We start from the raw sequence: 20,979 nt of genomic DNA, 5'->3' as shown, positions 1-20,979 counted from the left end.
TATGCGCAACCCAGTCGGCGGCCACATTCCGGTGGCCGGCGGCCTCGCCAAGGTCGGCCTCCCCTACGCCCGCGAGATGGGGGCGGAGGCCGTCCAGGTCTTCGTCGCCAACCCGCGCGGCTGGGCGACCCCGGTCGGCAACCCGGCCCAGGACGAGCGGTTCCGCGCCGAGTGCGCCGCCGCGTCCGTACCGGCGTACGTCCACGCCCCGTATCTGATCAACTTCGGGTCGCACACCGGGGCGACCGTGGAGAAGTCCGTGGACTCGCTGCGCCACTCGCTGCGCCGGGCCCGCGAGATCGGCGCCCTGGGCGTCGTGGTGCACACCGGGTCGGCGACCGGCGGCCGACCGCGCGAGCAGGCCCTCGCGCAGGTACGCACGCACATGCGGCCGCTGCTGGACGAGCTGACGCACGACGACGACCCGTATCTGCTGCTGGAGTCGACCGCCGGGCAGGGGTTCTCGCTCTGCTCGCGGACCTGGGACTTCGGCCCGTACTTCGACGCGCTCGACGCCCACCCCAAGCTCGGCATCTGCCTCGACACCTGCCACATCTACGCGGCGGGCCACGACCTGACCGGCCCGGTGGGCATGCGGCAGACCCTGGACCAGCTGGTGGCGACGGTCGGCGAGGGCCGGCTGAAACTGATCCACGCCAATGACTCCAAGGACGTGGTGGGAGCCCACAAGGACCGGCACGAGAACATCGGCGCCGGGCACATCGGCGAGGAACCCTTCCGTGAGCTCTTCTCGCACCCGGCCACCGAGGGCGTACCGCTGATCATCGAGACCCCGGGTGGCAAGGAAGGCCACGCGGCGGATGTGGCGCGGCTGAAGGGGCTGCGCGACCTGGGCCGACGTTGTTCCCCGACCCATTGAGGAATACCCCGTGGGGGTATACGGTTCCTGCTGTCGGCAGGAGCCGCTACTCGACGTCCGGGGGTTCACCATGCAGCACGACACACACCACGACCAGCACGGCCGGCACATGGACCATGCGGATCACGCAGCCCACACCGCCCACGCCGCCCATCACCCCGGCGGGGCGAGCTGGTCCATGGCCGCCCGGGCCACGCTGCACTGCCTCACCGGATGCGCCATCGGCGAGATCCTCGGCATGGTGATCGGCACGGCGCTCGGCTGGGGCAACATGGAGACGATGGTCCTCGCGATCGTCCTGGCCTTCTTCTTCGGCTACTCGCTGACCCTGCGCTCCATCCTGAAGGCCGGCGTCGACTTCCGTACGGCGCTGAGGGTCGCTTTCGCCGCCGACACCCTGTCCATCGCGGTGATGGAGCTGATCGACAACGGCGTGATCGCGCTCTGGCCGGGCGCCATGGACGCCACGCTCGCCGACACGCTGTTCTGGGGCGCGCTCGCGATCTCGCTCGCCGTCGCCTTCGTCGTCACCACACCGGTCAACAAGTGGATGATCGGCCGGGGCAAGGGGCATGCGGTGGTGCACCAGTACCACCACTGAGAAACGGGGCGGGACGGGACGGACCGACCCCGGGAGCCGCCGGGATCAGAGCTCGGGGCCGTCCCCGGGCTCTTCCTGGTAGGAGTACCGCTGCTCGCTCCACGGGTCACCGATGTTGTGGTAACCGCGCTCCTCCCAGAAGCCCCGGCGGTCGGTCGTCATGTACTCGACGCCCCGGACCCACTTGGGCCCCTTCCAGGCATAGAGATGCGGCACGACGAGGCGGAGCGGGAAACCGTGCTCGGCGGTGAGCAGCTCCCCACCCTTGTGGGTGGCGAAAAGTGTTCGGTCCGAGGCGAAGTCGGAGAGCCGCAGATTCGAACTGAATCCGTACTCGGCCCAGACCATCACGTGGGTGACGTTCGGCGCGGGCGGCGCGAGTTCCAGGACCGTACGGGCGAGGACTCCGCCCCATTCGGCACCGATCATGCTGAATTTGGTGACGCAGTGCAGGTCGGCGACGACCGAGGCGAACGGCAGCACCGAGAATTCCTGATGGTTCCAGCAGTGCTTCTCGCCGTCCGCGGTGGCCCCGAAGACCCGGAACTCCCAGCGGTCCGGCTTGAACTTCGGCACGGGCCCGTAGTGGGTAACCGGCCAACCGCGCTGGAGTCGCTGGCCCGGCGGAAGCTCGGACTGCTCTGACGCGCTTTGTTCCCGGCTTTCCGGCTGACCCATGTCTCCATGGTGACAGACAGGCAGGGGTGGTCCCGACCAGGGCGGGGGGCAATTCGGGCAACTCACAGTAAGCCTGCACTTACTGGACGGCCATCGGGTGCGATGCGAAGATGCGGCCAACTTGCCAGTTCACCGGTTGGAAGGAGCCTCTGCGATGCAGGGCGACCCCGAGGTCCTTGAGTTCCTGAACGAGCAGCTGACCGCAGAATTGACTGCCATCAATCAGTACTTCCTGCATGCGAAGATGCAGGACAACTTCGGCTGGACGAAACTCGCGAAGTACACCCGCTCCGAGTCGTTCGACGAGATGAAGCACGCCGAGATCCTCACGGACCGGATCCTCTTCCTCGACGGACTGCCCAACTACCAGCGGCTGTTCCATGTGCGGGTGGGCCAGACGGTCACCGAGATGTTCCAGGCGGACCGCCAGGTCGAGGTGGAGGCGATCGACCGCCTCAAGCGCGGGATCGAGCTGATGCGCGGCAAGGGCGACATCACGTCCGCGAACATCTTCGAGTCGATCCTGGCGGACGAGGAGCACCACATCGACTACCTCGACACCCAGCTGGAACTGGTCGAGAAGCTCGGTGAGCCGCTCTACATCGCCCAGCTGATCGAGCAGCCGGACAGCTAGGCCGGCACCGGCGAAACGGTCAGGCCGCGTCGGGAAGCGCGATTCCCGGTGCCATGCCGGGGGCGATGCCCGGTTCGGTTCCGGGGCCGGATCCGGCGCCCGTGACGGTGTCGTCAGCGGCGCCGGGCGTCCGCTTGCGGTCGAGCAGTTCGCGGCGCGGGCAGGCACCGCGGCCGAGCATCGCCTGGATGGCCCGGACGCAGCCGCCGCAGTCCGTGCCCGCCTTGCAGGCGGAGGCTATCTGCCTGGGCGTACAGGCCCCGGCGTCCGCATGTTCCTTGACCTGCTTCTCCGTGATGCCGAAGCATGAGCAGACGTACACGCGGTTCACCTCCCGGCGGGATCGGTCGTTCGCTGCCACCCCGTTTATCGGTGAGGCTAACCTAACCTTACCCGGCACCCAGGGGCGTTAAAAGCCTCCGGACGCCCTGTGGGGCACGGATCACATCGATCCGTGCCCCACAGTCGTACGTCCGCTGCCTGCGGTGATGCCTACTGGTCCCGGTACATCTCGGCGACCAGGAACGCCAGGTCGAGGGACTGGCTGCGGTTGAGCCGCGGGTCGCAGGCCGTCTCGTAGCGCTGGTGCAGATCGTCCACGAAGATCTCGTGTCCGCCGCCCACGCACTCGGTGACGTCGTCACCGGTGAGCTCGACGTGGATGCCGCCCGGGTGCGTGCCGAGGCCCTTGTGCACCTCGAAGAAGCCCTTGACCTCGTCCAGGACGTCGTCGAAGCGGCGCGTCTTGTGGCCGGAGGCGGCCTCGAAGGTGTTGCCGTGCATCGGGTCGGTCACCCACGCCACGGTGGCGCCGGAGGCGGTGACCTTCTCGACCAGGGCCGGGAGCTTGTCGCGGACCTTGTCGGCGCCCATCCGGACGATGAAGGTCAGCCGGCCGGGCTCGCGCTCGGGGTCGAGGCGGTCGATGTAGCCGAGCGCCTCGTCGACCGTGGTGGTCGGGCCGAGCTTGATGCCGATGGGGTTGCGGATCTTCGAGGCGAACTCGATGTGCGCGCCGTCCATCTGGCGGGTGCGCTCACCGATCCAGACCATGTGGCCGGAGGTGTCGTACAGCTCGCCGGTGCGCGAGTCGGTGCGGGTCAGCGCCGACTCGTAGTCCAGCAGCAGGCCCTCGTGCGAGGAGTAGAACTCGACCGCCTTGAACTCGGCCGGGTCCGTGCCGCACGCCTTCATGAAGTTCAGCGCGTTGTCGATCTCGCGGGCGAGCGCCTCGTAGCGCTGGCCGGACGGGGACGACTTCACGAAGTCCTGGTTCCAGGCGTGCACCTGGCGCAGGTCGGCGTAACCGCCGGTGGTGAAGGCTCGGACCAGGTTCAGCGTGGAAGCGGATGCGTGGTACATCTGCTTCAGCCGCTCGGGGTCCGGGACGCGGTCCTTCTCGGTGAAGGCGAAGCCGTTGACGGAGTCGCCGCGGTAGGTCGGCAGGGTGACGCCGTCACGGGTCTCGGTCGGCTTGGAGCGCGGCTTGGAGTACTGCCCGGCGATCCGGCCCACCTTGACCACGGGCACGGAGGCCGCGTACGTGAGGACGGCGCTCATCTGGAGCAGCGTCTTCAGCTTGGCCCGGATGTGGTCGGCCGACACGGCGTCGAAGGCCTCGGCGCAGTCACCGCCCTGCAGCAGGAACGCCTCGCCCTTGGCGACGGCTCCCATGCGGGCGCGCAGCTGGTCGCACTCGCCCGCGAACACGAGGGGCGGATACGACGTGAGGTCCGCGAGTACATCGCGCAGAGCCTCGGCATCGGGGTACTCGGGCTGCTGCGCCGCGGGAAGGTCTCGCCAGGTGTGGCCACCGGCGACGGAGGTATTGGCGTTCACGGTCACATCCTCAACATTACGGGGTTCGGCGGTGGGTCCATCCACAGGCTCAATAGATGAGACACGCGCTCGGACGAGACCGGCGTCCGCTAGGGTTCGGAACATGTTCGCGCAGACAAACCAGAACTGGTGGTGGACCGCTCATCCGGCGGCCCACTGACAATCGCGCGCGACAGACCACGCGAAGGCCGCCCGAGGGGCGGCCTTCTCCGCGTTTTCGGGAGCCGTTCCTCCGTCCGGAAGGAACAACCCCATGGATCACCGCACCGATGCCGTCATCGACCGGCTCCTGAGTGACGGCTGCCCGCCGTTCGCGCTGCTGCGCAGGCGCACCCCCGGCCACGACCAGGACACCGTCGAGGTGCTGATCGGCCGGGTGCGGGAAGCGGACCGGCTCGCCGGTCTCCCGGTCGGTGAACAGCCCTCGCTCGCCCTGGTGCCGTTCCGGCAGATCGCCGAGCGCGGCTTCGATGTGCGCGACGACGGGACTCCGCTGTCCGTGCTGGTCGCCGAGGAGACGTACGAGCTGCCGCTCGCCGAGGTGCTGGACCGGCTGCCGGTGCGCGAGGTGCGGGTCGAGGGCGGCGCCTTCGACGTGCCGGACGAGGAGTACGCCGGGATCGTCCGGCGGGTCGTCGAGGACGAGATCGGGCAGGGCGAGGGCGCGAACTTCGTCGTCCGGCGGACCTTCGAGGGCGAGATCCCGGGCTTCGGGCGGGCCGACGCGCTGGCGCTCTTCCGGCGGCTGCTGGCCGGGGAGCGGGGCGCGTACTGGACCTTCGTCGTGCACACCGGGGACAGGACGCTGGTCGGCGCCAGCCCGGAGGTCCATGTGCGGATGTCCGGCGGAACGGTCGTGATGAACCCGATCAGCGGGACGTACCGCTACCCCGCCGAGGGCCCGACCGCGGAGAGCCTGCTGACCTTCCTCGCCGACCGCAAGGAGACCGAGGAGCTCTCCATGGTGGTCGACGAGGAGCTCAAGATGATGTGCACCGTCGGCGACATGGGCGGGGTGGTGATCGGACCGCGGCTCAAGGAGATGGCCCATCTCGCCCATACGGAGTACGAGCTGCGCGGGCGTTCCTCGCTGGATGTGCGGGAGGTGCTGAAGGAGACCATGTTCGCGGCCACGGTCACCGGCTCCCCGGTCCAGAACGCCTGCCGGGTCATCGAGCGGTACGAGCCCGGCGGGCGCGGCTACTACGCGGGGGCCCTGGCGCTGCTGCGGCAGGAGCCGGGCGGGGCGCAGACCCTGGATTCGCCGATCCTGATCCGTACCGCCGACATCTCGGCCGGCGGCCGGCTGCGGGTGCCGGTCGGGGCGACCCTGGTGCGTCACTCCGATCCGGACGGCGAGGTCGCCGAGACCCATGCGAAGGCGGCCGGGGTGCTCACCGCGCTCGGGGTGCGGCCCGGCCGGCCGGTGGACGAGGCGGCCCGGCCGCAACTGGCGGACGACCCGCGGGTGCGGGCGGCGCTGGACGCCCGGCGGGACGGGCTCGCGCCGTTCTGGCTGCGGATGCAGGAGCGCACCCACGAGCTGTCCGGCCGGGCGCTGGTGATCGACGGGGAGGACACCTTCACCGCGATGCTGGCGCATCTGCTGCGCTCCTCGGGCCTCGATGTGTCGGTGCACCGCTACGACGAGCCGGGGCTGCGCGAGCTGGTGCGGGCGCACACCGGTCCGGTCGTGCTGGGCCCCGGGCCGGGGAATCCGGGCGACACCGGCGATCCGAAGATGCGGCTGATGCGCGGGCTCGCCGCGGAGCTGGTCCGTGACCACCGGCACGGCCTGCTGGGGGTCTGCCTGGGCCATGAGCTGATCGCGGCGGAGCTGGGGCTGGAGATCGTCCGCAAGACCGTGCCGTACCAGGGCGCGCAGACCCGGATCGAGCTGTTCGGGCGGCCGGAGACGGTCGGTTTCTACAACAGCTTCACCGCGCGCTGCGACGGTCCGGTGGTCGACGAGCTCGCGGCGCACGGCGTCGAGGTGAGCCTGGACGAGTCCACCGGCGAGCTGCACGCGCTGCGCGGGCCGGGCTTCGCCTCGGTGCAGTTCCACCCGGAGTCGGTGCTGACGCTGCGCGGTGCGGCGATCGTGGCGGAGCTGCTGGCGGGGTTGCCGGTGGCCGGCTGAAGGCGGGGGCCCCGGGATCCCGGGGGCCCTCGGACGGCCTTCGGCCGCCCGGCCGGCCGCTCAGCCCGCCGGGAGCGCGGGGACCAGGACGTTGTCGCTGCGGCGGCCGGCCAGGTAGTCGGCGACGTTGCCCACCGTGGCGTCGATGATCTGCCCCACCGCGTCCTCGGTGTAGTACGCCTGGTGCGAGGTGACGATGACGTTCGGGAAGGTGACGAGCCGGGCCAGGGTGTCGTCGTCGACACCCTCCAGCGACTTGTCCAGGAAGAACAGCCCGGCCTCCGCCTCGTACACGTCGAGTCCGACGCCCAGGAAGCGGCCCGCGCGCAACTCGGTGACCAGCGCCGTGGTGTCGATGAGTCCGCCGCGACTGGAGTTGACCAGGATCGCGTCGTCCTTCATCCGGGCCAGGGCGTCCGCGCCGATGATGTGGTGGGTCGCGGGGAGCAGCGGTACGTGCAGGCTGATCAGGTCGGACTCGGCGAGCAGCTGCTCCTTCTCGACGTACTTCATGCCGAGGGCGGCGCAGGCGGGGTTCTCCGCGACGTCCCAGCCGAGCAGTTCCATGCCGAAGCCGTGGGCGATCCGGGTGAAGGCCTCGCCGATCTTGCCGGTGCCGATCACGCCCGCCGTGCGGCCGCGCATGTCACGGCCGAGGAGTCCGTCGAGCCGGAAGTCGAAGTCGCGGGTGCGGCTCGCGGCCCGGATGATCCGGCGGTTGACGGCCATCGCGAGGGTCCAGGCGAATTCGGCGACCGAGTACGGCGAGTAGTAGGAGACCCGGGCGACCCGCAGCGCGAGGCGTTCGGCGACGTCCAGGTCGATGTTGTTGAAGCCGGTGGAGCGCTGGGCGATCATCTGCGTGCCCCCGGCCGCGAGGGTCTGCAGGACGCTGCCGCCCAGGTCGGCGTTGACGCTGGTGGAGATGATCTCGTATCCCGCCGCGATGGGGGCGGTGTCCTTGTTCAGGAAGACGTCCAGGCAGCGGACCTCGTGCTGTCCGGCGAAGGCCTTCTCGATCAGCGGCTTCTCGTCGGACTGCACACCGAAGGCCAGGATTTCCACGACTTCTCCCGTTCGTCGCGCGGATCGGCGGACCAGCGGACCGGCGGATCAGGGGGGCATGGGCCGGGCATCGCGAGCATGCCGGTCATCGCGAATATACGGCCCATGCCCCTGCCGCGCCGCCCGGCCGGGGCCGCTGGCTCAGGCGTCGTCGAGACCGCGCTCGATCGCGTACCGCACCAGCTCCACCCGGTTGTGCAGCTGGAGCTTGCCCAGGGTGTTCTGCACGTGGTTCTGCACGGTGCGGTGCGAGATGACCAGCCGCTCGGCGATCTGCTTGTACGAGAGGCCCTTGGCGACCAGCCGCAGCACCTCGGTCTCGCGCTCGGTGAGCTGCGGGGCCTTGGGCTCGTCGGACGCGGCGGGCGCGGGGTCGGAGGCGAGCCTGCGGTACTCGCCGAGCACCAGCCCGGCCAGACCCGGCGTGAAGACGGGGTCGCCGACGGCGGTGGACCGCACGGCCTCGGTCAGCTCCTGGGTACTGGCCGACTTGAGCAGATAGCCGGTGGCGCCGGACTTGACCGCTTCCAGCACGTCGGCGTGCTCACCGCTGGCGGAGAGCACCAGCACCCGCAGCCCGGGGTGGGAGCCGACGAGCTCCTTGCAGACCTGGACGCCGGGCATGCCGGGCAGATTCAGGTCGAGCACCAGGACGTCGGGGGTGACGGCCTTCGCCCTTCGGACCGCCTGCGGTCCGTCGCCCGCGGTCGCCACCACTTCGAAGCCGGACTCGGAAAGGTCGCGGGCGACGGCGTCGCGCCACATCGGATGGTCGTCGACCACCATGACCCTGATGGCCCGCTCCTGTGCGGCCCCGGTGTTCTCCGTGCTCATCTCGCTGATCCTGCCTTCCCCCGCGGAACCTTCTGAACCTTCAACTCGACCTCGGTGCCCTGGCCTGGCACCGAGATCACCTCGGCCGTGCCGCCCAGGTCACGCAGCCGCCCCCGGATCGACAGGGCCACCCCCATCCGCCCTTCCCCCTCGGCCTGGGCGAGCCGCCCGTCCGGGATTCCGGGGCCGTCGTCCCGGACCGTCACGATCACCTCGTCCGGCCAGTCCTCGACGAGGATCCATGCCTGGGCATTCTCCCCCGCGTGGACCCTGACATTGTCCAGGGCGGCACTGACAGCGGCCGCCAGCTCCGTCGCGGCCGCGGGGGCCAGCAGCACCGGAGCGCCCGGCTCCGCGAAGCTGACCCGGGATCCGGCGTGCGGGGCGAGCAGGGCGCGCAGATCGCAGTCGGCCTGTTCGGACGGTTCGTCGTCGACCTCGACGCTGCGGACCACCGCGCCCTCGGCGGCGTCCTCGGAGACCCGGGTGGTGGGCACCAGTCCGCTGGAGACCAGGGTGCGCAGGGCGACCTCCTGCTCCCCGGCCATCCGGCCCAGTTCGGCCGCCTCCCCGCCGAGCGCGGTGCCCCGGCGCTGCACCATCGCCAGGACCTGGAGCACGCTGTCGTGGATGTCCCGGGCCAGCCGTTCCCGCTCGCGGGTGGCGGCCTCGATCTCCAGGGCGCGGGCCAGGGTGCGCTCACTGGCCCTGGCCACCTCGATGACGTACCCGATGGCGATGGAGGCGACCCAGACCAGCAGCACGTTGTGGAAGGTGTCCCGGCTGGGATGGCCGCGCTCGACGATGTTGGCGACGGCGACGAAGCTCGACGCGAAGGCCGCCCAGCGCCAGCCGCCCTTGATCGCGAAGGCCAGCACGGAGCCCGCGGTCCAGATGGACGGCAGCGTCGGGCCGTCCATCTGCTGGGCCTCGAAGTCGGCGAGCGGGGTGAGGAGTATGCCGGTGAGCGCGATGGTCAGATCGGCGCCGAGGAAGCGTTTGGTGCAGGCGGTGGCGTTCGAGACCTTCGGGAGGGTGGCGAGCGTCCAGACCACCAGCACCGCGAGGAAGGCGACGGCCACCCATGGCCGGTCGTACTTCTCCCGGCCGAAGACGGCGAGCAGTACCGCGTACAGCATCGTCAGGATGCGATACGCGGTCAGCGCACTCCACAGCGGCTGTTCGACCGACATCCGTACGACCCGCTCGCGCCTGGCCACTTCCCCCACCCCCCGGACGGAACGGACGCGTTCACGCGCCGTACCGTTCCTTCACCCCTGTGTCGCGGACCCGGTGTCCTTGTGCTTCTCCGCCTCGGCGTGGCGCTTGGCCTCGTCCGCGATCTGCCGCTTGGCCGCCGTCGCGTAGATGTCGACGTACTCCTGGCCGGAGAGCTTCATGATCTCGTACATCACCTCGTCGGTGACCGAGCGCAGGATGAAGCGGTCCCCGTCCATGCCGTGGTAGCGGCTGAAGTCGAGCGGCTTGCCGATCCTGATCCCCGGGCGCATCAGCTTGGGCATCACCTGGCCGGGCGGCTGGATCTTCTCCGTGTCGATCATCGCGACGGGGATGACGGGCGCCCCGGTGGCCAGCGCCACCCGGGCCAGCCCGCCGGGCTTGCCCCGGTAGAGACGGCCGTCGGGCGAGCGGGTGCCCTCCGGGTAGATGCCGAAGAGGCCGCCGCTCTCGATGACTTCGATGCCCGCCTTGATGGCCGCCTCACCGGCGCCGCGGGCGCCCGAGCGGTCCACCGGGAGCTGGCCGACGCCCTTGAAGAAGGCGGCGGTCAGCTTGCCCTTCACGCCGGGTGCGGTGAAGTACTCGGACTTGGCGATGAAGGTGACCTTGCGGTCCAGGACGGCCGGCAGGAAGAAGGAGTCGGAGAACGACAGGTGATTACTCGCGAGGATCGCCGGTCCCTGCGCGGGGATGTTCTCCAGGCCCTCCACCCATGGCCGGAAGGCGAGCTTCAGTGAGCCGCCGATGGAGAACTTCATTGCGCCGTAGATCAACTCGGGTGCCTCCTGTGTGCTGTCCGACAGACCTTAACCCGTGGGACGCCCGCGCTCCCGCCCGGCACGGAGCCGCTGCGGCGGCCTGAGCCGGTGACGGCCCTGGTCGGTGTCGGTGACAGCCCTGGTCGGTGTCGGTGACAGCCCTGGTCGGTGTCGGTGACGGCCCTGGTCGGTGTCGGTCCGGTCGCGTACGGTGAAGTAATCCTCTGCACGCCCCCTTTCGCTCCCCTGCGAGCCTCACGAACAGGAGACCCCGGTGCCGGTCCTTCCTGGAGCCGAGCCGTTCCGCCACGAGGGCGGAGAGGTCGGCGTCCTCCTCTGTCACGGATTTACCGGTTCCCCGCAGTCGCTGCGCCCCTGGGCCGAGCATCTGGCGGAGCGCGGGCTCACCGTCTCGCTGCCCCTGCTGCCGGGGCACGGCACCCGCTGGGAGGACATGCAGCTCACCGGCTGGCAGGACTGGTACGCGGAGGTGGACCGGGAGCTGCGCGCCCTGCTGGAGCGGTGCAGCCAGGTCTTCGTCTTCGGGCTGTCCATGGGCGGCGCGCTGACGCTGCGGCTGGCGGCGAAGCACGGGGACGCGATCAGCGGCCTGGTGCTGGTCAACCCGGCCAACAAGGTGCACGGCCTGTCGGCGTACGCGCTGCCGGTCGCCCGTCATCTGGTGCGTACGACGAAGGGGCTGGCGAGCGACATCGCCCTGGCGGGCTCCGACGAGGTGGGGTACGACCGGGTGCCGCTGCACGCGGCGCATTCGCTGCGGAAGTTCTTCCGTCTGGTCGATGCCGAGCTTCCCCAGGTCACCCAGCCGCTGGTGCTGCTGCACAGCCCGCAGGACCATGTGGTGCCGCCGGCCGACTCGGCCCGCATCCTCAGCCGGGTGTCGTCGACGGACGTCGAGGAGATCCTGCTGGAACAGAGCTACCACGTCGCGACGTTGGACCATGATGCGGAGCGGATCTTCGACGAGAGCTACCGGTTCATCGGCCGCCTCGCCCCGAGCGTCGGCAAGAAGGGGAGCACGTCAGGTGGCTGAGCACGACGCGGAGCGCGCGGGCAGCGAGGAGGAGCGCGAGCCCCTTCCCGCGGAGGGAGCGGCCGTGCCCGACGACGGCGCGGGCCCGCAGGACGGCGCCGCACAGCAGGCGGCACCGGGCGCCGACGGCGGCCGGCCTGAGCCGTCGGTCGACGAGGACGCCGCGTGGCAGGCGATCGTCGCCGGGTACGGCGAGGAGCCGCCGGACCCGCCGGGCGCCAAGCCGTTCAGGTCGATCGAGGATCTCGCGCTGCCGGAGGACGACGGGTCCGACGTCCTGGATCCGGACAAGGGGCTCGGGAAGAAGTCCGTGAAGCCGCCGGAGAAGCCGCTCGGCAGCTCGGTCGTCTTCGCGCCCGGGGTCATCGGTCCGCGCGACTACGAGGTCCCGGAGCCGAAGGACGGCGACCTCGACGACAGCGACGAGGGGCACTTCGTCCCCCCGGAACCGCCGCCGCTCCCGGAGGCCGATGTCACGGCGAAGTTCGCCTGGCTCGCGGTCGTCGGCGGTCCGGTGCTGATGCTGATCGCGGTGCTGCTGCGGTGGGACATGACCTGGTGGCTGACGACGGTCTGCGTCGGCGGTTTCCTGGGCGGTTTCGTCACGCTGGTGGCGCGGATGAACGATGACGACGAGGACGGCGACGACCCCGGGCGCGGGGCGGTCGTCTGAGACCGGAGCGGAGTAACGGCCTCACCCGCGATTGTCAGCGGGGGAAGGAGCGGCGCCCGGGGCCTTCGAATCCAAGGCGGAGGAGGGAGTGATGGCGGAGCCATCGCGACTGACGACAACGCCGGAGGCGGAGGTCCCGGGCGCCGCGACGCCGCTGACAATCGCGGGTGAGGCCGTAAGGGTGTCAGGGCAGCATCGCGGGCACCCGCAGCGCCGCCAGCACCGGCAGATGGTCGGTGGCCGCCCGCAGGTCCGCCTCGGTGACCCCGGGCAGCCCGACGGGGACACCGCAGCCGAGCACCTCGATCCCCTCCGTCGCGAAGATCGCGTCGATGCGCCGTCGCGGGTCGTCCGGCGAGTAGGTGTGCTCCTCGCCCCACGGCCGGACCGCCCAGCAGTCCTGGAGCCGCCCGGCCAGCCGCCGGAAGGCGCCCCCGGTCGGTACGTCGTTGAGGTCGCCGGCCGCGATCGCGTGCTCGACGCCCATCTCGTCCAGCCGCTCCAGCAGTGTCTCGGTCTGGGCCAGGCGTTCGTCCCGTTGCAGGCTCAGGTGGAAGCTCAGCAGACCGATCCGGGTGCCCGCGATCCGTACCACCGAGGTGGCGAAGCCCCTGCGGTGCAGCCCTGGGGTGCGCGGCAGCAGCACGTCCTGCGTCCGCTCCACGGTGGCCCGCAGCGAGCAGAGCAGCAGCGGCCCGGCCGCCGTGGCACCGCCGCCGAGCACGACCAGGTCGGTACGGGCCGCGAGCCAGGCCGCGCGCTTGCGCCAGCGGAAGAACCGCGGCGCCTCCTGGACGAGGACGAGGTCGGGGGCGCAAGCGGTGATGACGCGGGCCAGCGCCTCGCGGTCGTCGCGCATCGACCGGATGTTGTAGCTGAGCACTCTGATGACGGCCGAACCATCCGGCTCGGTACGGGAGTCGGGCAGTGGCGTCAGGACCATGCGCCTCACGATACGACGGACGCCCGCCGCTGCCACAAGGGCGCGACGGGCGTCCGGGTTCGCCGCGGTCCGGTCGGCTCAGCCCTGGCGGGCGAGGTCGGCCGCACCCACCAGGCCCGCCTTGCCGCCCAGTTGGGCCGCGAGGACCTGGGCGTGCGGGCGCCATTCGCCGCCGATCAGCCAGCGCCGGAACGACTTGCGGATCGGGTCGAGCACCAGCTCGCCCTCGTCCGAGACGCCGCCGCCGACGATGAACGCGGACGGGTCGAAGAGCGAGGCGAGGTCGGCCAGTCCGGCGCCGGCCCAGCGGGCCAGCTCGCGGAACGAGTCGACCGACACCGGGTCGCCCTGCCGGGCGGCCTGGCTGATGTGCTTGCCCTCGATGCCGTCCACCGTGCCGTCGCCGAGCGACAGCAGGATCGTGGCGTTCTCCGGGGTGGCGTTGGCGCGCTGCTTGGCGTACCGGACGAGTGCGCGTCCGGACGCGTACTGCTCCCAGCAGCCCTGGCTTCCGCAGCCGCAGAGCAGACCGTCCGGGACGACCCGGATGTGGCCGAACTCGGCGGCCACGCCGAAGCGTCCGCGGCGCAGCTTGTTGCCGATGATGATGCCGCCGCCGAGGCCGGTGCCGAGCGTGATGCAGATGACGTCGTCGTGGCCCTGGCCGGCACCGAAGCGGTACTCGCCCCAGGCGGCGGCGTTGGCGTCGTTCTCGACGACGACGGGCAGGCCGACGCGCTGTTCGACCTTGTCCTTCAGCGGCTCGTGCCGCCAGTTGATGTTCGGCGCGAAGAGCACGGTGGCGCGCTTGTCGTCGACGTATCCGGCGGCGCCGATGCCGACGGCCTCGATCTGATGGCCCTCGCTCGCGCCGGACACGGCCGAGGCGATCGCGTCGACGATGCCTTCGGCCGTCGGCGGGGTCGGCACCTTGTGCGTCGAGAGGATCCGGCCCTCTTCGTCGACCACTCCAGCCGCGATCTTCGTGCCGCCGATATCGACGCCGATGGTGAGTCCCATGAATCCCTCAGTTCCGGTCGAGCCCCGCTGTGGCCAACCGTACCCGAGCCGGGGGCCCGGCCCTTCGGTGCCGGTCAGTCCAGGTCGATGTGTTCGCCCGCGGCGGGGCCCTCGTCACGGGGGTCGGAGGGGTCGTCGGCCTTCTTCCCGGTGCCGGCCGGGTCACCGGCGCCCTGGGTCCAGCGGCGTTCCTGGCCCTCGACGGCGGAGCGGTAGGCGGCGAGGAGCTCGCTGCCGGCCGCGGCGATGTGGTCGAAGACGTCCGGGTTGCGCTCGATGACGGGCTCGACCGCGGACTTCGCCTGCTTGATGATCTGCTGCACGGTGCCCTGGGCCGCCGCGCCGAACAGCGGCGACTGGAGGGACGAGAACTTGTCGGCCACGGCGTCGACCAGCTTGCGCAGTTCCTCGGCGGCGGAGCCGGGCGGCGGGCCGTGCTGGGCGCGGCGGCGGGCCTTCTCCGCTTCGAGGTCCTCGGCGCAGGCCTTCGCCCACGCGTCGTCGTCGACGGGACGATCGGTGGCATCGCTCATGGCGGACTCCTGCGACGTGGTGTGCCGGCGGCCCGGCATACGGGGCACGTACTAACGACGTTACCCGAAGCGCGACGCGCCGTTCAGCCCGTCCTCGGCCACAGGCCGGGGTCCGGCGTGAACCGGACCCGGAGCACTCCGTCGGTGAGGGCGGCGCCGGAGACGGTGCACCGGCGCAGTCCGGACTCCAGCGGGACGATCCGGTGGAACGGGCCGACGGTGAGCAGCAGTTCGTCGCCGCGGCGGACCAGCTGGAGGTCCTTCTTGGCGGCGCCGGGCAGCGGCAGGCACCAGACCAGGACCGGGTCGCCGTCGCCGGACGGTGGGCCGGTGGTCACGATCCGGGCGCCGGGCAGCAGCCCGTCCAGGCCGTCCGGGGTGCCGGGGCTCTCTATCCACCAGGGGGCGTCGGCCCGGCCGGGGCCCCGCCCGTCCAGTCCCCCGGCGAGGCCGTCGTCCCCGCGGGGGGCGCCGGCCGGGGTGTCGAGGCGGGCGAGGTCGTCGAGACCGCGCGGGTCGCGGCCGAGGTGGGGCACCTCGCACAGCGCGGCGTCGGGCGCCCACTCCTCGTACCAGTGGTCGACGGTCTTCTCCTGCTGGGCGGCGAGCCCGGCGAACCAGGGGTCGCCGGAGTGCCGGGGCAGGACCCGGTTCACGGTGAGGGCGTCGACCCGCAGTCCGTGCAGGGCGAGGCCGGTGCGGGCGGTGCGCAGGGTGTCCTCGGCGGCGGGGCCGGGCTCCGCGACCAGCCGGACCGTGGTGTCGCGGGCCTCGATCAGGGCCTGCACGGCTGCCAGCTCGGCGTCCCTGCGGGCGGCCGCCTCGTACAGCCACTGGGCGGGCATGGGCACGCCGGCGAGCTGGGCGAGCATCGGGCGCAGGGCGCGGGCGGCCTGGCGTTCCGGGGGGAGCAGCCGGCGCAGATAGCGGCGCAGCTGTTCGGGGAGGGCGAGCAGGGCGAGTGCTTCGCGCAGGGGTGGCAGGTCGACGACGAGGAGGTCGTGGCCGGCCCGCGACCAGTCGCCCTCGGCGGCGCGGCGCAGGGTGTGCAGCAGGGCGAGCTGGGTGCTGCCGGGGAGTTCGGTCAGCTCCTCGCCGTCCAGCCGGTTCCCGCCGAGCAGGTCCAGCACGACGGAGGCCTGGTCCTGGAGGGCGAGAAGCTCGGCGCGGAAGTGCTCGCCGGAGTCGATGCGGGCGGACCACAGCCCGTCGGTGACCTCGGTGGGCTCGGTGTCCTCGGGGAAGCCGGGTATGCCGTCGGCGGTCAGCAGCAGGGTGCGCTGGCCCCGGCGGGCGGCGGCCAGCGCGGTCGCCGCCGCGACGGTGGTACGGCCGGCGCCGCCAGGGCCGGTGACGAGGACCGTACGCATCCGGGTCAGGCCTTCGGGACGGACTCGACGCGCTTCTTCAGTCCGGCCAGGGCCCGGTCGATGATGACCTTCTCGGCCTTGCGCTTGATCATGCCGAGCATCGGGATCTTGACGTCGACGGTGAGCCGGTAGGTGACCTCGGTGCGGTCGCCGTCGCCGAGCGGGGCCAGTGCGTAGGAGCCGTCGATGGCGCGCAGCATCTGGGACTTGACGAGGGTCCAGCTGACCTCGTAGTCGCCGATCCAGGTGTAGGCGAGGGTGTGGTCGTCCTTGATCGCTCCGGCGTCGAGGACGAGCCGGACCTTCTCGGCGCGGCCGCGGTCGTCCTCGGAGAGGACCTCGGCCTCCTTGACCTCACCGGTCCATTCCGGGTAGCGGGCGAAGTCGGCGATCACTCCCATGACATCGGCCGGTGCCGCCTCGATCGTGATGCTCGAGCTGGTGTGTTCAGCCATCGCCGTGGCTCCTCCAGTGCGGTGTACCGGTGCGTCGGCAGATGCCTGCCGTCAGAAGGCTATCGCGTGTGCGCCGCGCCTCGTTCCAGGGTCCGGCGCCGGTGTGGTCACCACTCCAGGGACCAGGGCCTGCCGGTGGACGCGAAGTGGCCGACGTTCACGCATTCGGTGGCGCCGATCCGCATCCGGCGCACCAGCGGCTGGTGGACGTGGCCGAACAGGGCGTACCGGGGGCGGGTCCGGCGGATGGCGTCCAGCAGGGCCCGGCTGCCGCGCTCGAAGCGGCGCGCCACCGTGTCGTACGTCAGCTCCGGCACATCGGGCGGGATGTGGGTGCAGAGCACGTCGACCGGTCCGAGCGCCTCGATCTTCGCCGCGTACTCCTCGTCGCCGATCTCGTACGGGGTGTTCATCGGGGTCTTCAGCCCGCCGCCGACGAAGCCGAAGACGCGGCCGCCGATCTCGGCCCGTTCGCCGTCCAGGACGGTGGTGCCGGGGTGCGCGTACTCGGACCACAGGCCGGGGATGTCGACGTTGCCGTAGGTGGCGTACGTCGGGGTGGGGAAGGCCGCGAAGAGCTCGGCGTACTGCTTGCGCACCGCCGAGACGATCGCCGCGTTGCGGTCCCGGCCCGCCCACAGGCCCCGGCCGAACTCTCGGGCCTCCTCGAAGCGGCGCGCGGTGCGCAGCGCGACGATCCGGTCGGCGTTCTCCACGCCGAAGAGATCGGGGAAGATGCCGCGCGAGTGGTCGGCGTAGTCGAGGAAGAGCACCAGGTCACCGAGGCAGACCAGCGCGTCGGCGCCGTCCCCGGCGCGGGCCAGGGCCTCGGTGTTGCCGTGCACGTCGCTGACCACGTGGATACGCGTGCGCTGTCTGGTGCTGTCGGGTCCGGCTCGCATGGCGATCACCCTAGGACTCTGCCGGTCACCTGGGTAGAGGCCGCCGGACCTGCGAAAATCTTCGCCCGGTCATACGGGTGGACTACTGTGCGCCCAAGGATCACCGTTATGTGTGACGCGTAAGACATCTGGCCGGAACCCCCTATCGGGAACCGAGTACTGGTGGGTAACGTCCGGGCAGTCCAGTCGCGCTCACCCCACTGAGCGCCCGCCAGCCTTGGACCGCAGCCGGTGCGTCACACAGAGCCGTGGCACCGGAGCCCGATGAGGAGCAGCAGTCTTGCGCGAGTTCAGCCTTCCGGCCCTGTACGAGGTCCCCTCGGACGGCAACCTGACGGATCTCATCCGCCGCAATGCCGCTCAGCATCCCGATGTCGCGGTGATGAGCCGCAAGGTGGGGGGCACGTGGACCGATGTGAACGCCGCGCAGTTCCTGGCCGAGGTCAGAGGCGTCGCCAAAGGACTGATCGCCGCGGGCGTCGACGCCGGTGACCGGGTGGCCCTGCTCTCGCGCACCCGCTACGAGTGGGTGCTGCTCGACTTCGCGATCTGGAGCGCCGGCGCGGTCACCGTCCCGGTGTACGAGACCAGTTCGCCCGAGCAGATCCAGTGGATCCTCGGTGACTCCGGCACCACCCTGTGCGTCGTGGAGTCCGAGGCGCACCAGGCCTCCGTGGTCTCCGTCCAGGCGGACCTGCCTGCCCTGAAGGGCATCTGGCAGATCGAGGACGACGCGATCCGCCGGTTGACGGCGATCGGCGAGGACGTCTCGGACGAGACGCTGGACCTGCGGATGACGAGCGCCAAGGCGGACGACCCGGCCACCATCGTCTACACCTCGGGCACCACCGGCCGCCCCAAGGGCTGTGTGCTCACGCACCGCAGCTTCTTCGCCGAGTGCGGCAACGTGGTGGAGCGGCTGAAGCCGCTCTTCCGTACCGGTGAGTGCTCCGTACTGCTCTTCCTGCCGGCCGCGCACGTCTTCGGGCGGCTGGTCGAGGTGGCCTCGGTGATGGCCCCGATCAAGCTCGGCTGCGTACCGGACATCAAGCACCTCACCGATGAACTGGCCTCGTTCCGGCCGACGTTGATCCTCGGTGTGCCGCGGGTCTTCGAGAAGGTGTACAACGCGGCGCGGGCCAAGGCGCAGGCCGACGGCAAGGGGAAGATCTTCGACAGGGCCGCGAACACGGCGATCGCCTACAGCCGCGCGCTGGGCACCCCCCAGGGCCCCCCGCTGGGCCTGAGGCTGAAGCACAAGGTCTTCGACCGGCTGGTCTACGGCAAGCTGCGCGCGGTGCTCGGCGGGCGCGGCGAGTACGCGATCTCCGGCGGCGCGCCGCTGGGCGAGCGGCTCGGCCACTTCTACCGCGGCATCGGCTTCACCGTCCTGGAGGGCTACGGCCTGACCGAGACGTGCGCGGCCACCGCCTTCAACCCGTGGGACCGGCAGAAGATCGGTACGGTCGGCCAGCCGCTGCCCGGTTCGGTGGTGCGGATCGCCGACGACGGCGAGGTGCTGCTGCACGGCGAGCACCTGTTCACCGGTTACTGGAACAACGAGGCGGCGACGGCCGACGCGCTGGCCGACGGCTGGTTCCACACCGGCGACATCGGCACGCTGGACGAGGACGGCTATCTCGCGATCACCGGCCGCAAGAAGGAGATCATCGTCACGGCGGGCGGCAAGAACGTCGCTCCCGCAGTGATCGAGGACCGGATCCGCGGGCACGCCCTGGTCGCCGAGTGCATGGTGGTCGGCGACGGACGGCCGTTCGTGGGCGCGCTGGTCACCCTGGACGAGGAGTTCCTGGGCCGCTGGGCCGCGGAGCACGGCAAGCCGGCCGGTTCGACGGCGGTGTCGCTGCGCGAGGACCCGGAGCTGCTGGCCGAGGTGCAGCGGGCGGTGGACGACGGGAACGCGGCCGTGTCCAAGGCGGAGTCGGTGCGCAAGTTCCGCATCCTGGACTCGCAGTTCACCGAGGAGGCGGGTCACATCACGCCGTCGCTGAAGCTGAAGCGGAACGTGGTGGCGAAGGACTTCGCGGACGAGATCGAGTCGATCTACCGGGGCTGACGACCGGGACGTACTCGCGAGAGGGGGCCCGCACGGCGAGTGCGGGCCCCCTCTCGCGTACGTGGCTCAGAGCAGCGCCCGCAGCCGCTCGGCGAGCAGGTCCCAGCGCCACTTCTCCTCGACCCAGGCCCGCCCCCGCTCCCCCATCCGCTGCCGCAGCTCCGGGTCGCGCAGCAGCGTGACGATCCGGTCGGCCGACTCCTCCACGCTGCCGCCGCGCACCACCCACCCGGTCTCGCCGTCGAGCACCGCGTCGGGCGCGCCGCCCGAGTCGCCCGCCACCACCGGCAGACCGGTCGCGGAGGCCTCCAGGAAGACGATGCCGAGCCCCTCCACGTCGAGGCCGCCGCGCCGGGTGCGGCACGGCATGGCGAAGACGTCGCCCGCGCCGTAGTGGGCGGGCAGCTCCTCCCAGGGCACCGGTCCGGTGAACCGCACGGACTCCCCGACCCCGGTCTCCCGGGCCAGCCGCCTCAGCTCCTTGTCGTACGGTCCGCCGCCGACGATCAGGAGCACCGCGTCCGGCACCTGCGCCAGGATCGCGGGCATCGCGAGGATCAGCGTGTCCTGGCCCTTGCGCGGCACGAGCCGGGACACACAGACGACGACCGGCCGGTCCGAGAGGCCGAGCCCGGCCCTGGTCCGGTCCCCGCCCGAGTCCGGGTGGAAGGTCTTCTCGTCGACGCCTGGCGGCAGTTGGGCCATCCGCGCCGCGGCCCCGGGGGTGAGCGCGGGGGCGATCCGGGAGCGGGTGTACTCCCCCAGGTACGTGATCGTGTCCGTGCCCTCGCCGATCCGCCGCAGCAGCTGCCGGGCCGCGGGCAGCTGCGCCCATCCCGCCTCGTGCCCGTGGGTGGTGGCGACCAGACGGCGGGCGCCGGCCCTGCGCAGCGCCGGGGCCATCAGCCCGAGCGGGGCGGCGGCGCCGAACCAGACGGAGGTGCAGCCGTGCTCGCGCAGCAGCCGCACCGCGCGCCGGGTGACCCGGGGGGTCGGCAGCAGCATCGTCACGGGGTCGCGCACGACGGTGAACGGCTGCTCGGCGTCGAAGGCGGCGGTGGCCGCGCGGCCTTCGGGGGTCCGCTTCCAGGTGGAGGCGTACACGACGATCTGTGCGGGATCCAGGCGCAGCGCCATGTTGTGCAGGAACGCCTGGATGCCGCCGGGGCGGGGCGGGAAGTCGTTGGTCACGATCAGGGTCTTGTCCATCCCGGCCGACAGTACCGGCAGCCCGGCCCGATGGCTCTCGCGCGCTCCGGGCGGGCATCATGGCTCCTCGTA

Annotated in this window: 21 protein-coding genes; 7 read left to right on the top strand and 14 right to left on the bottom strand. The window is 71.2% G+C overall.

Going from position 1 to position 20,979, the window contains the following annotated elements; all coding sequences use genetic code 11:
* The first annotated feature begins 1 nt into the window (after window position 1).
* Together EES42_RS12220 and EES42_RS12215 are read left to right on the top strand one after the other, a co-directional pair.
* The gene (locus EES42_RS12220) at window positions 2–880 is read left to right on the top strand and encodes a deoxyribonuclease IV (protein ID WP_124718147.1); all 879 of its coding nucleotides are present in this window, start codon (window positions 2–4) and stop codon (window positions 878–880) included.
* Window positions 881–989: 109 nt separating this feature from the next.
* Window positions 990–1,481, top strand: a complete 492-nt coding sequence (locus tag EES42_RS12215; protein WP_124718523.1) for a DUF4396 domain-containing protein — start codon at window positions 990–992, stop codon at window positions 1,479–1,481.
* Between the two features lie 45 nt (window positions 1,482–1,526).
* Here EES42_RS12215 and EES42_RS12210 read toward each other — a convergent pair whose 3' ends face one another.
* The gene (locus tag EES42_RS12210; protein ID WP_124718146.1) at window positions 1,527–2,159 is read right to left on the bottom strand and encodes a sulfite oxidase-like oxidoreductase; all 633 of its coding nucleotides are present in this window, start codon (window positions 2,157–2,159) and stop codon (window positions 1,527–1,529) included.
* Window positions 2,160–2,313: 154 nt separating this feature from the next.
* On the opposite strand from EES42_RS12210, the gene bfr reads away from it, so the two are divergent.
* Window positions 2,314–2,793 (top strand): bacterioferritin, encoded by a 480-nt coding sequence (gene bfr, locus EES42_RS12205; RefSeq protein WP_124718145.1) that lies wholly within the window; start codon window positions 2,314–2,316, stop codon window positions 2,791–2,793.
* Between the two features lie 19 nt (window positions 2,794–2,812).
* On the opposite strand, the gene EES42_RS46085 is transcribed toward bfr, so the two are convergent.
* Both EES42_RS46085 and EES42_RS12195 read right to left on the bottom strand, forming a co-directional pair.
* Window positions 2,813–3,115 carry a (2Fe-2S)-binding protein gene (locus EES42_RS46085; RefSeq protein WP_241196362.1) on the bottom strand — a complete coding sequence of 101 codons (303 nt, stop codon included), beginning with the start codon at window positions 3,113–3,115 and terminating at the stop codon, window positions 2,813–2,815.
* 170 nt (window positions 3,116–3,285) lie between these two features.
* Window positions 3,286–4,632 carry a class II 3-deoxy-7-phosphoheptulonate synthase gene (locus EES42_RS12195; protein WP_164495226.1) on the bottom strand — a complete coding sequence of 449 codons (1,347 nt, stop codon included), beginning with the start codon at window positions 4,630–4,632 and terminating at the stop codon, window positions 3,286–3,288.
* Window positions 4,633–4,885: 253 nt separating this feature from the next.
* Between EES42_RS12195 and EES42_RS12185 the strand changes: the two genes are divergently transcribed.
* Window positions 4,886–6,772, top strand: a complete 1,887-nt coding sequence (locus tag EES42_RS12185) for an anthranilate synthase family protein (protein WP_124718142.1) — start codon at window positions 4,886–4,888, stop codon at window positions 6,770–6,772.
* 60 nt (window positions 6,773–6,832) lie between these two features.
* Here the strand turns inward: EES42_RS12185 and EES42_RS12180 are convergent, their stop codons facing one another.
* From EES42_RS12180 to EES42_RS12165, 4 genes are all read right to left on the bottom strand, one after another.
* The gene (locus EES42_RS12180) at window positions 6,833–7,837 is read right to left on the bottom strand and encodes a 2-hydroxyacid dehydrogenase (RefSeq protein WP_124718141.1); all 1,005 of its coding nucleotides are present in this window, start codon (window positions 7,835–7,837) and stop codon (window positions 6,833–6,835) included.
* A 141-nt stretch (window positions 7,838–7,978) separates the two neighbouring features.
* Window positions 7,979–8,671 carry a response regulator gene (locus tag EES42_RS12175; RefSeq protein WP_124718140.1) on the bottom strand — a complete coding sequence of 231 codons (693 nt, stop codon included), beginning with the start codon at window positions 8,669–8,671 and terminating at the stop codon, window positions 7,979–7,981.
* On the bottom strand, window positions 8,668–9,891 hold the full coding sequence (locus tag EES42_RS12170; RefSeq protein ID WP_124718139.1) for a MacS family sensor histidine kinase: 1,224 nt from the start codon (window positions 9,889–9,891) through the stop codon (window positions 8,668–8,670). Before EES42_RS12170 ends, EES42_RS12175 begins: the two co-directional genes overlap by 4 nt.
* Window positions 9,892–9,942: 51 nt before the next feature.
* Entirely contained in the window at window positions 9,943–10,686 is a 744-nt protein-coding gene (locus tag EES42_RS12165) for a lysophospholipid acyltransferase family protein (RefSeq protein ID WP_206433444.1), read from the bottom strand.
* A gap of 259 nt (window positions 10,687–10,945) precedes the next feature.
* Here EES42_RS12165 and EES42_RS12160 point away from each other — a divergent pair, with 259 nt between their 5' ends.
* Complete coding sequence (locus EES42_RS12160; RefSeq protein WP_124718138.1) at window positions 10,946–11,725, top strand: alpha/beta hydrolase; 780 nt, start codon at window positions 10,946–10,948, stop codon at window positions 11,723–11,725.
* On the top strand, window positions 11,718–12,398 hold the full coding sequence (locus EES42_RS12155; RefSeq protein ID WP_124718137.1) for a hypothetical protein: 681 nt from the start codon (window positions 11,718–11,720) through the stop codon (window positions 12,396–12,398). Before EES42_RS12160 ends, EES42_RS12155 begins: the two co-directional genes overlap by 8 nt.
* A 184-nt stretch (window positions 12,399–12,582) precedes the next feature.
* Here the strand turns inward: EES42_RS12155 and EES42_RS12150 are convergent, their stop codons facing one another.
* The 6 genes from EES42_RS12150 to EES42_RS12125 all read right to left on the bottom strand — a co-directional run bounded on the left by EES42_RS12150 (window position 12,583) and on the right by EES42_RS12125 (window position 17,621).
* Window positions 12,583–13,341 carry an endonuclease/exonuclease/phosphatase family protein gene (locus tag EES42_RS12150; RefSeq protein WP_124718136.1) on the bottom strand — a complete coding sequence of 253 codons (759 nt, stop codon included), beginning with the start codon at window positions 13,339–13,341 and terminating at the stop codon, window positions 12,583–12,585.
* Between the two features lie 78 nt (window positions 13,342–13,419).
* Complete coding sequence (locus EES42_RS12145) at window positions 13,420–14,361, bottom strand: ROK family glucokinase (RefSeq protein WP_124718135.1); 942 nt, start codon at window positions 14,359–14,361, stop codon at window positions 13,420–13,422.
* Between the two features lie 74 nt (window positions 14,362–14,435).
* Entirely contained in the window at window positions 14,436–14,894 is a 459-nt protein-coding gene (locus EES42_RS12140; protein WP_124718134.1) for a DUF5304 domain-containing protein, read from the bottom strand.
* A gap of 83 nt (window positions 14,895–14,977) precedes the next feature.
* Window positions 14,978–16,264: an ArsA family ATPase gene (locus tag EES42_RS12135; RefSeq protein ID WP_124718133.1), complete on the bottom strand. Its 1,287-nt coding sequence runs from the start codon at window positions 16,262–16,264 to the stop codon at window positions 14,978–14,980.
* Between the two features lie 5 nt (window positions 16,265–16,269).
* The gene (locus EES42_RS12130; protein ID WP_124718132.1) at window positions 16,270–16,719 is read right to left on the bottom strand and encodes an SRPBCC family protein; all 450 of its coding nucleotides are present in this window, start codon (window positions 16,717–16,719) and stop codon (window positions 16,270–16,272) included.
* 107 nt (window positions 16,720–16,826) lie between these two features.
* Window positions 16,827–17,621 (bottom strand): metallophosphoesterase family protein, encoded by a 795-nt coding sequence (locus EES42_RS12125; RefSeq protein WP_124718131.1) that lies wholly within the window; start codon window positions 17,619–17,621, stop codon window positions 16,827–16,829.
* Window positions 17,622–17,901: 280 nt separating this feature from the next.
* Here EES42_RS12125 and EES42_RS12120 point away from each other — a divergent pair, with 280 nt between their 5' ends.
* Window positions 17,902–19,698 (top strand): AMP-dependent synthetase/ligase, encoded by a 1,797-nt coding sequence (locus EES42_RS12120; protein WP_124718130.1) that lies wholly within the window; start codon window positions 17,902–17,904, stop codon window positions 19,696–19,698.
* A 66-nt stretch (window positions 19,699–19,764) separates the two neighbouring features.
* On the opposite strand, the gene EES42_RS12115 is transcribed toward EES42_RS12120, so the two are convergent.
* Window positions 19,765–20,907: a glycosyltransferase family 4 protein gene (locus tag EES42_RS12115; protein ID WP_124718129.1), complete on the bottom strand. Its 1,143-nt coding sequence runs from the start codon at window positions 20,905–20,907 to the stop codon at window positions 19,765–19,767.
* Between the last annotated feature and the right edge of the window lie 72 nt (window positions 20,908–20,979).

Source organism: Streptomyces sp. ADI95-17, from assembly GCF_003846175.1.
GTDB lineage: Bacteria > Actinomycetota > Actinomycetes > Streptomycetales > Streptomycetaceae > Streptomyces > Streptomyces sanglieri.
The sequence above is the reverse complement of the archived record's forward strand: the minus strand, read 5'-3'. Positions and strand labels throughout refer to the sequence as shown.

Bases quoted from the DNA above. Each gene is read 5' to 3' on its own strand.
- EES42_RS12215 (WP_124718523.1), top strand. From the start codon at position 990: ATGGACCATGCGGATCACGCAGCCCACACCGCCCACGCCGCCCATCAC.
- EES42_RS12130 (WP_124718132.1), bottom strand. From the start codon at position 16,719: ATGGCTGAACACACCAGCTCGAGCATCACGATCGAGGCGGCACCGGCC.
- EES42_RS12145 (WP_124718135.1), bottom strand. From the start codon at position 14,361: ATGGGACTCACCATCGGCGTCGATATCGGCGGCACGAAGATCGCGGCT.
- EES42_RS12210 (WP_124718146.1), bottom strand. From the start codon at position 2,159: ATGGGTCAGCCGGAAAGCCGGGAACAAAGCGCGTCAGAGCAGTCCGAG.
- bfr (WP_124718145.1), top strand. From the start codon at position 2,314: ATGCAGGGCGACCCCGAGGTCCTTGAGTTCCTGAACGAGCAGCTGACC.
- EES42_RS12140 (WP_124718134.1), bottom strand. From the start codon at position 14,894: ATGAGCGATGCCACCGATCGTCCCGTCGACGACGACGCGTGGGCGAAG.
- EES42_RS12220 (WP_124718147.1), top strand. From the start codon at position 2: ATGCGCAACCCAGTCGGCGGCCACATTCCGGTGGCCGGCGGCCTCGCC.
- EES42_RS12125 (WP_124718131.1), bottom strand. From the start codon at position 17,621: ATGCGAGCCGGACCCGACAGCACCAGACAGCGCACGCGTATCCACGTG.
- EES42_RS12115 (WP_124718129.1), bottom strand. From the start codon at position 20,907: ATGGACAAGACCCTGATCGTGACCAACGACTTCCCGCCCCGCCCCGGC.
- EES42_RS12135 (WP_124718133.1), bottom strand. From the start codon at position 16,264: ATGCGTACGGTCCTCGTCACCGGCCCTGGCGGCGCCGGCCGTACCACC.
- EES42_RS12175 (WP_124718140.1), bottom strand. From the start codon at position 8,671: ATGAGCACGGAGAACACCGGGGCCGCACAGGAGCGGGCCATCAGGGTC.
- EES42_RS12185 (WP_124718142.1), top strand. From the start codon at position 4,886: ATGGATCACCGCACCGATGCCGTCATCGACCGGCTCCTGAGTGACGGC.
- EES42_RS12150 (WP_124718136.1), bottom strand. From the start codon at position 13,341: ATGGTCCTGACGCCACTGCCCGACTCCCGTACCGAGCCGGATGGTTCG.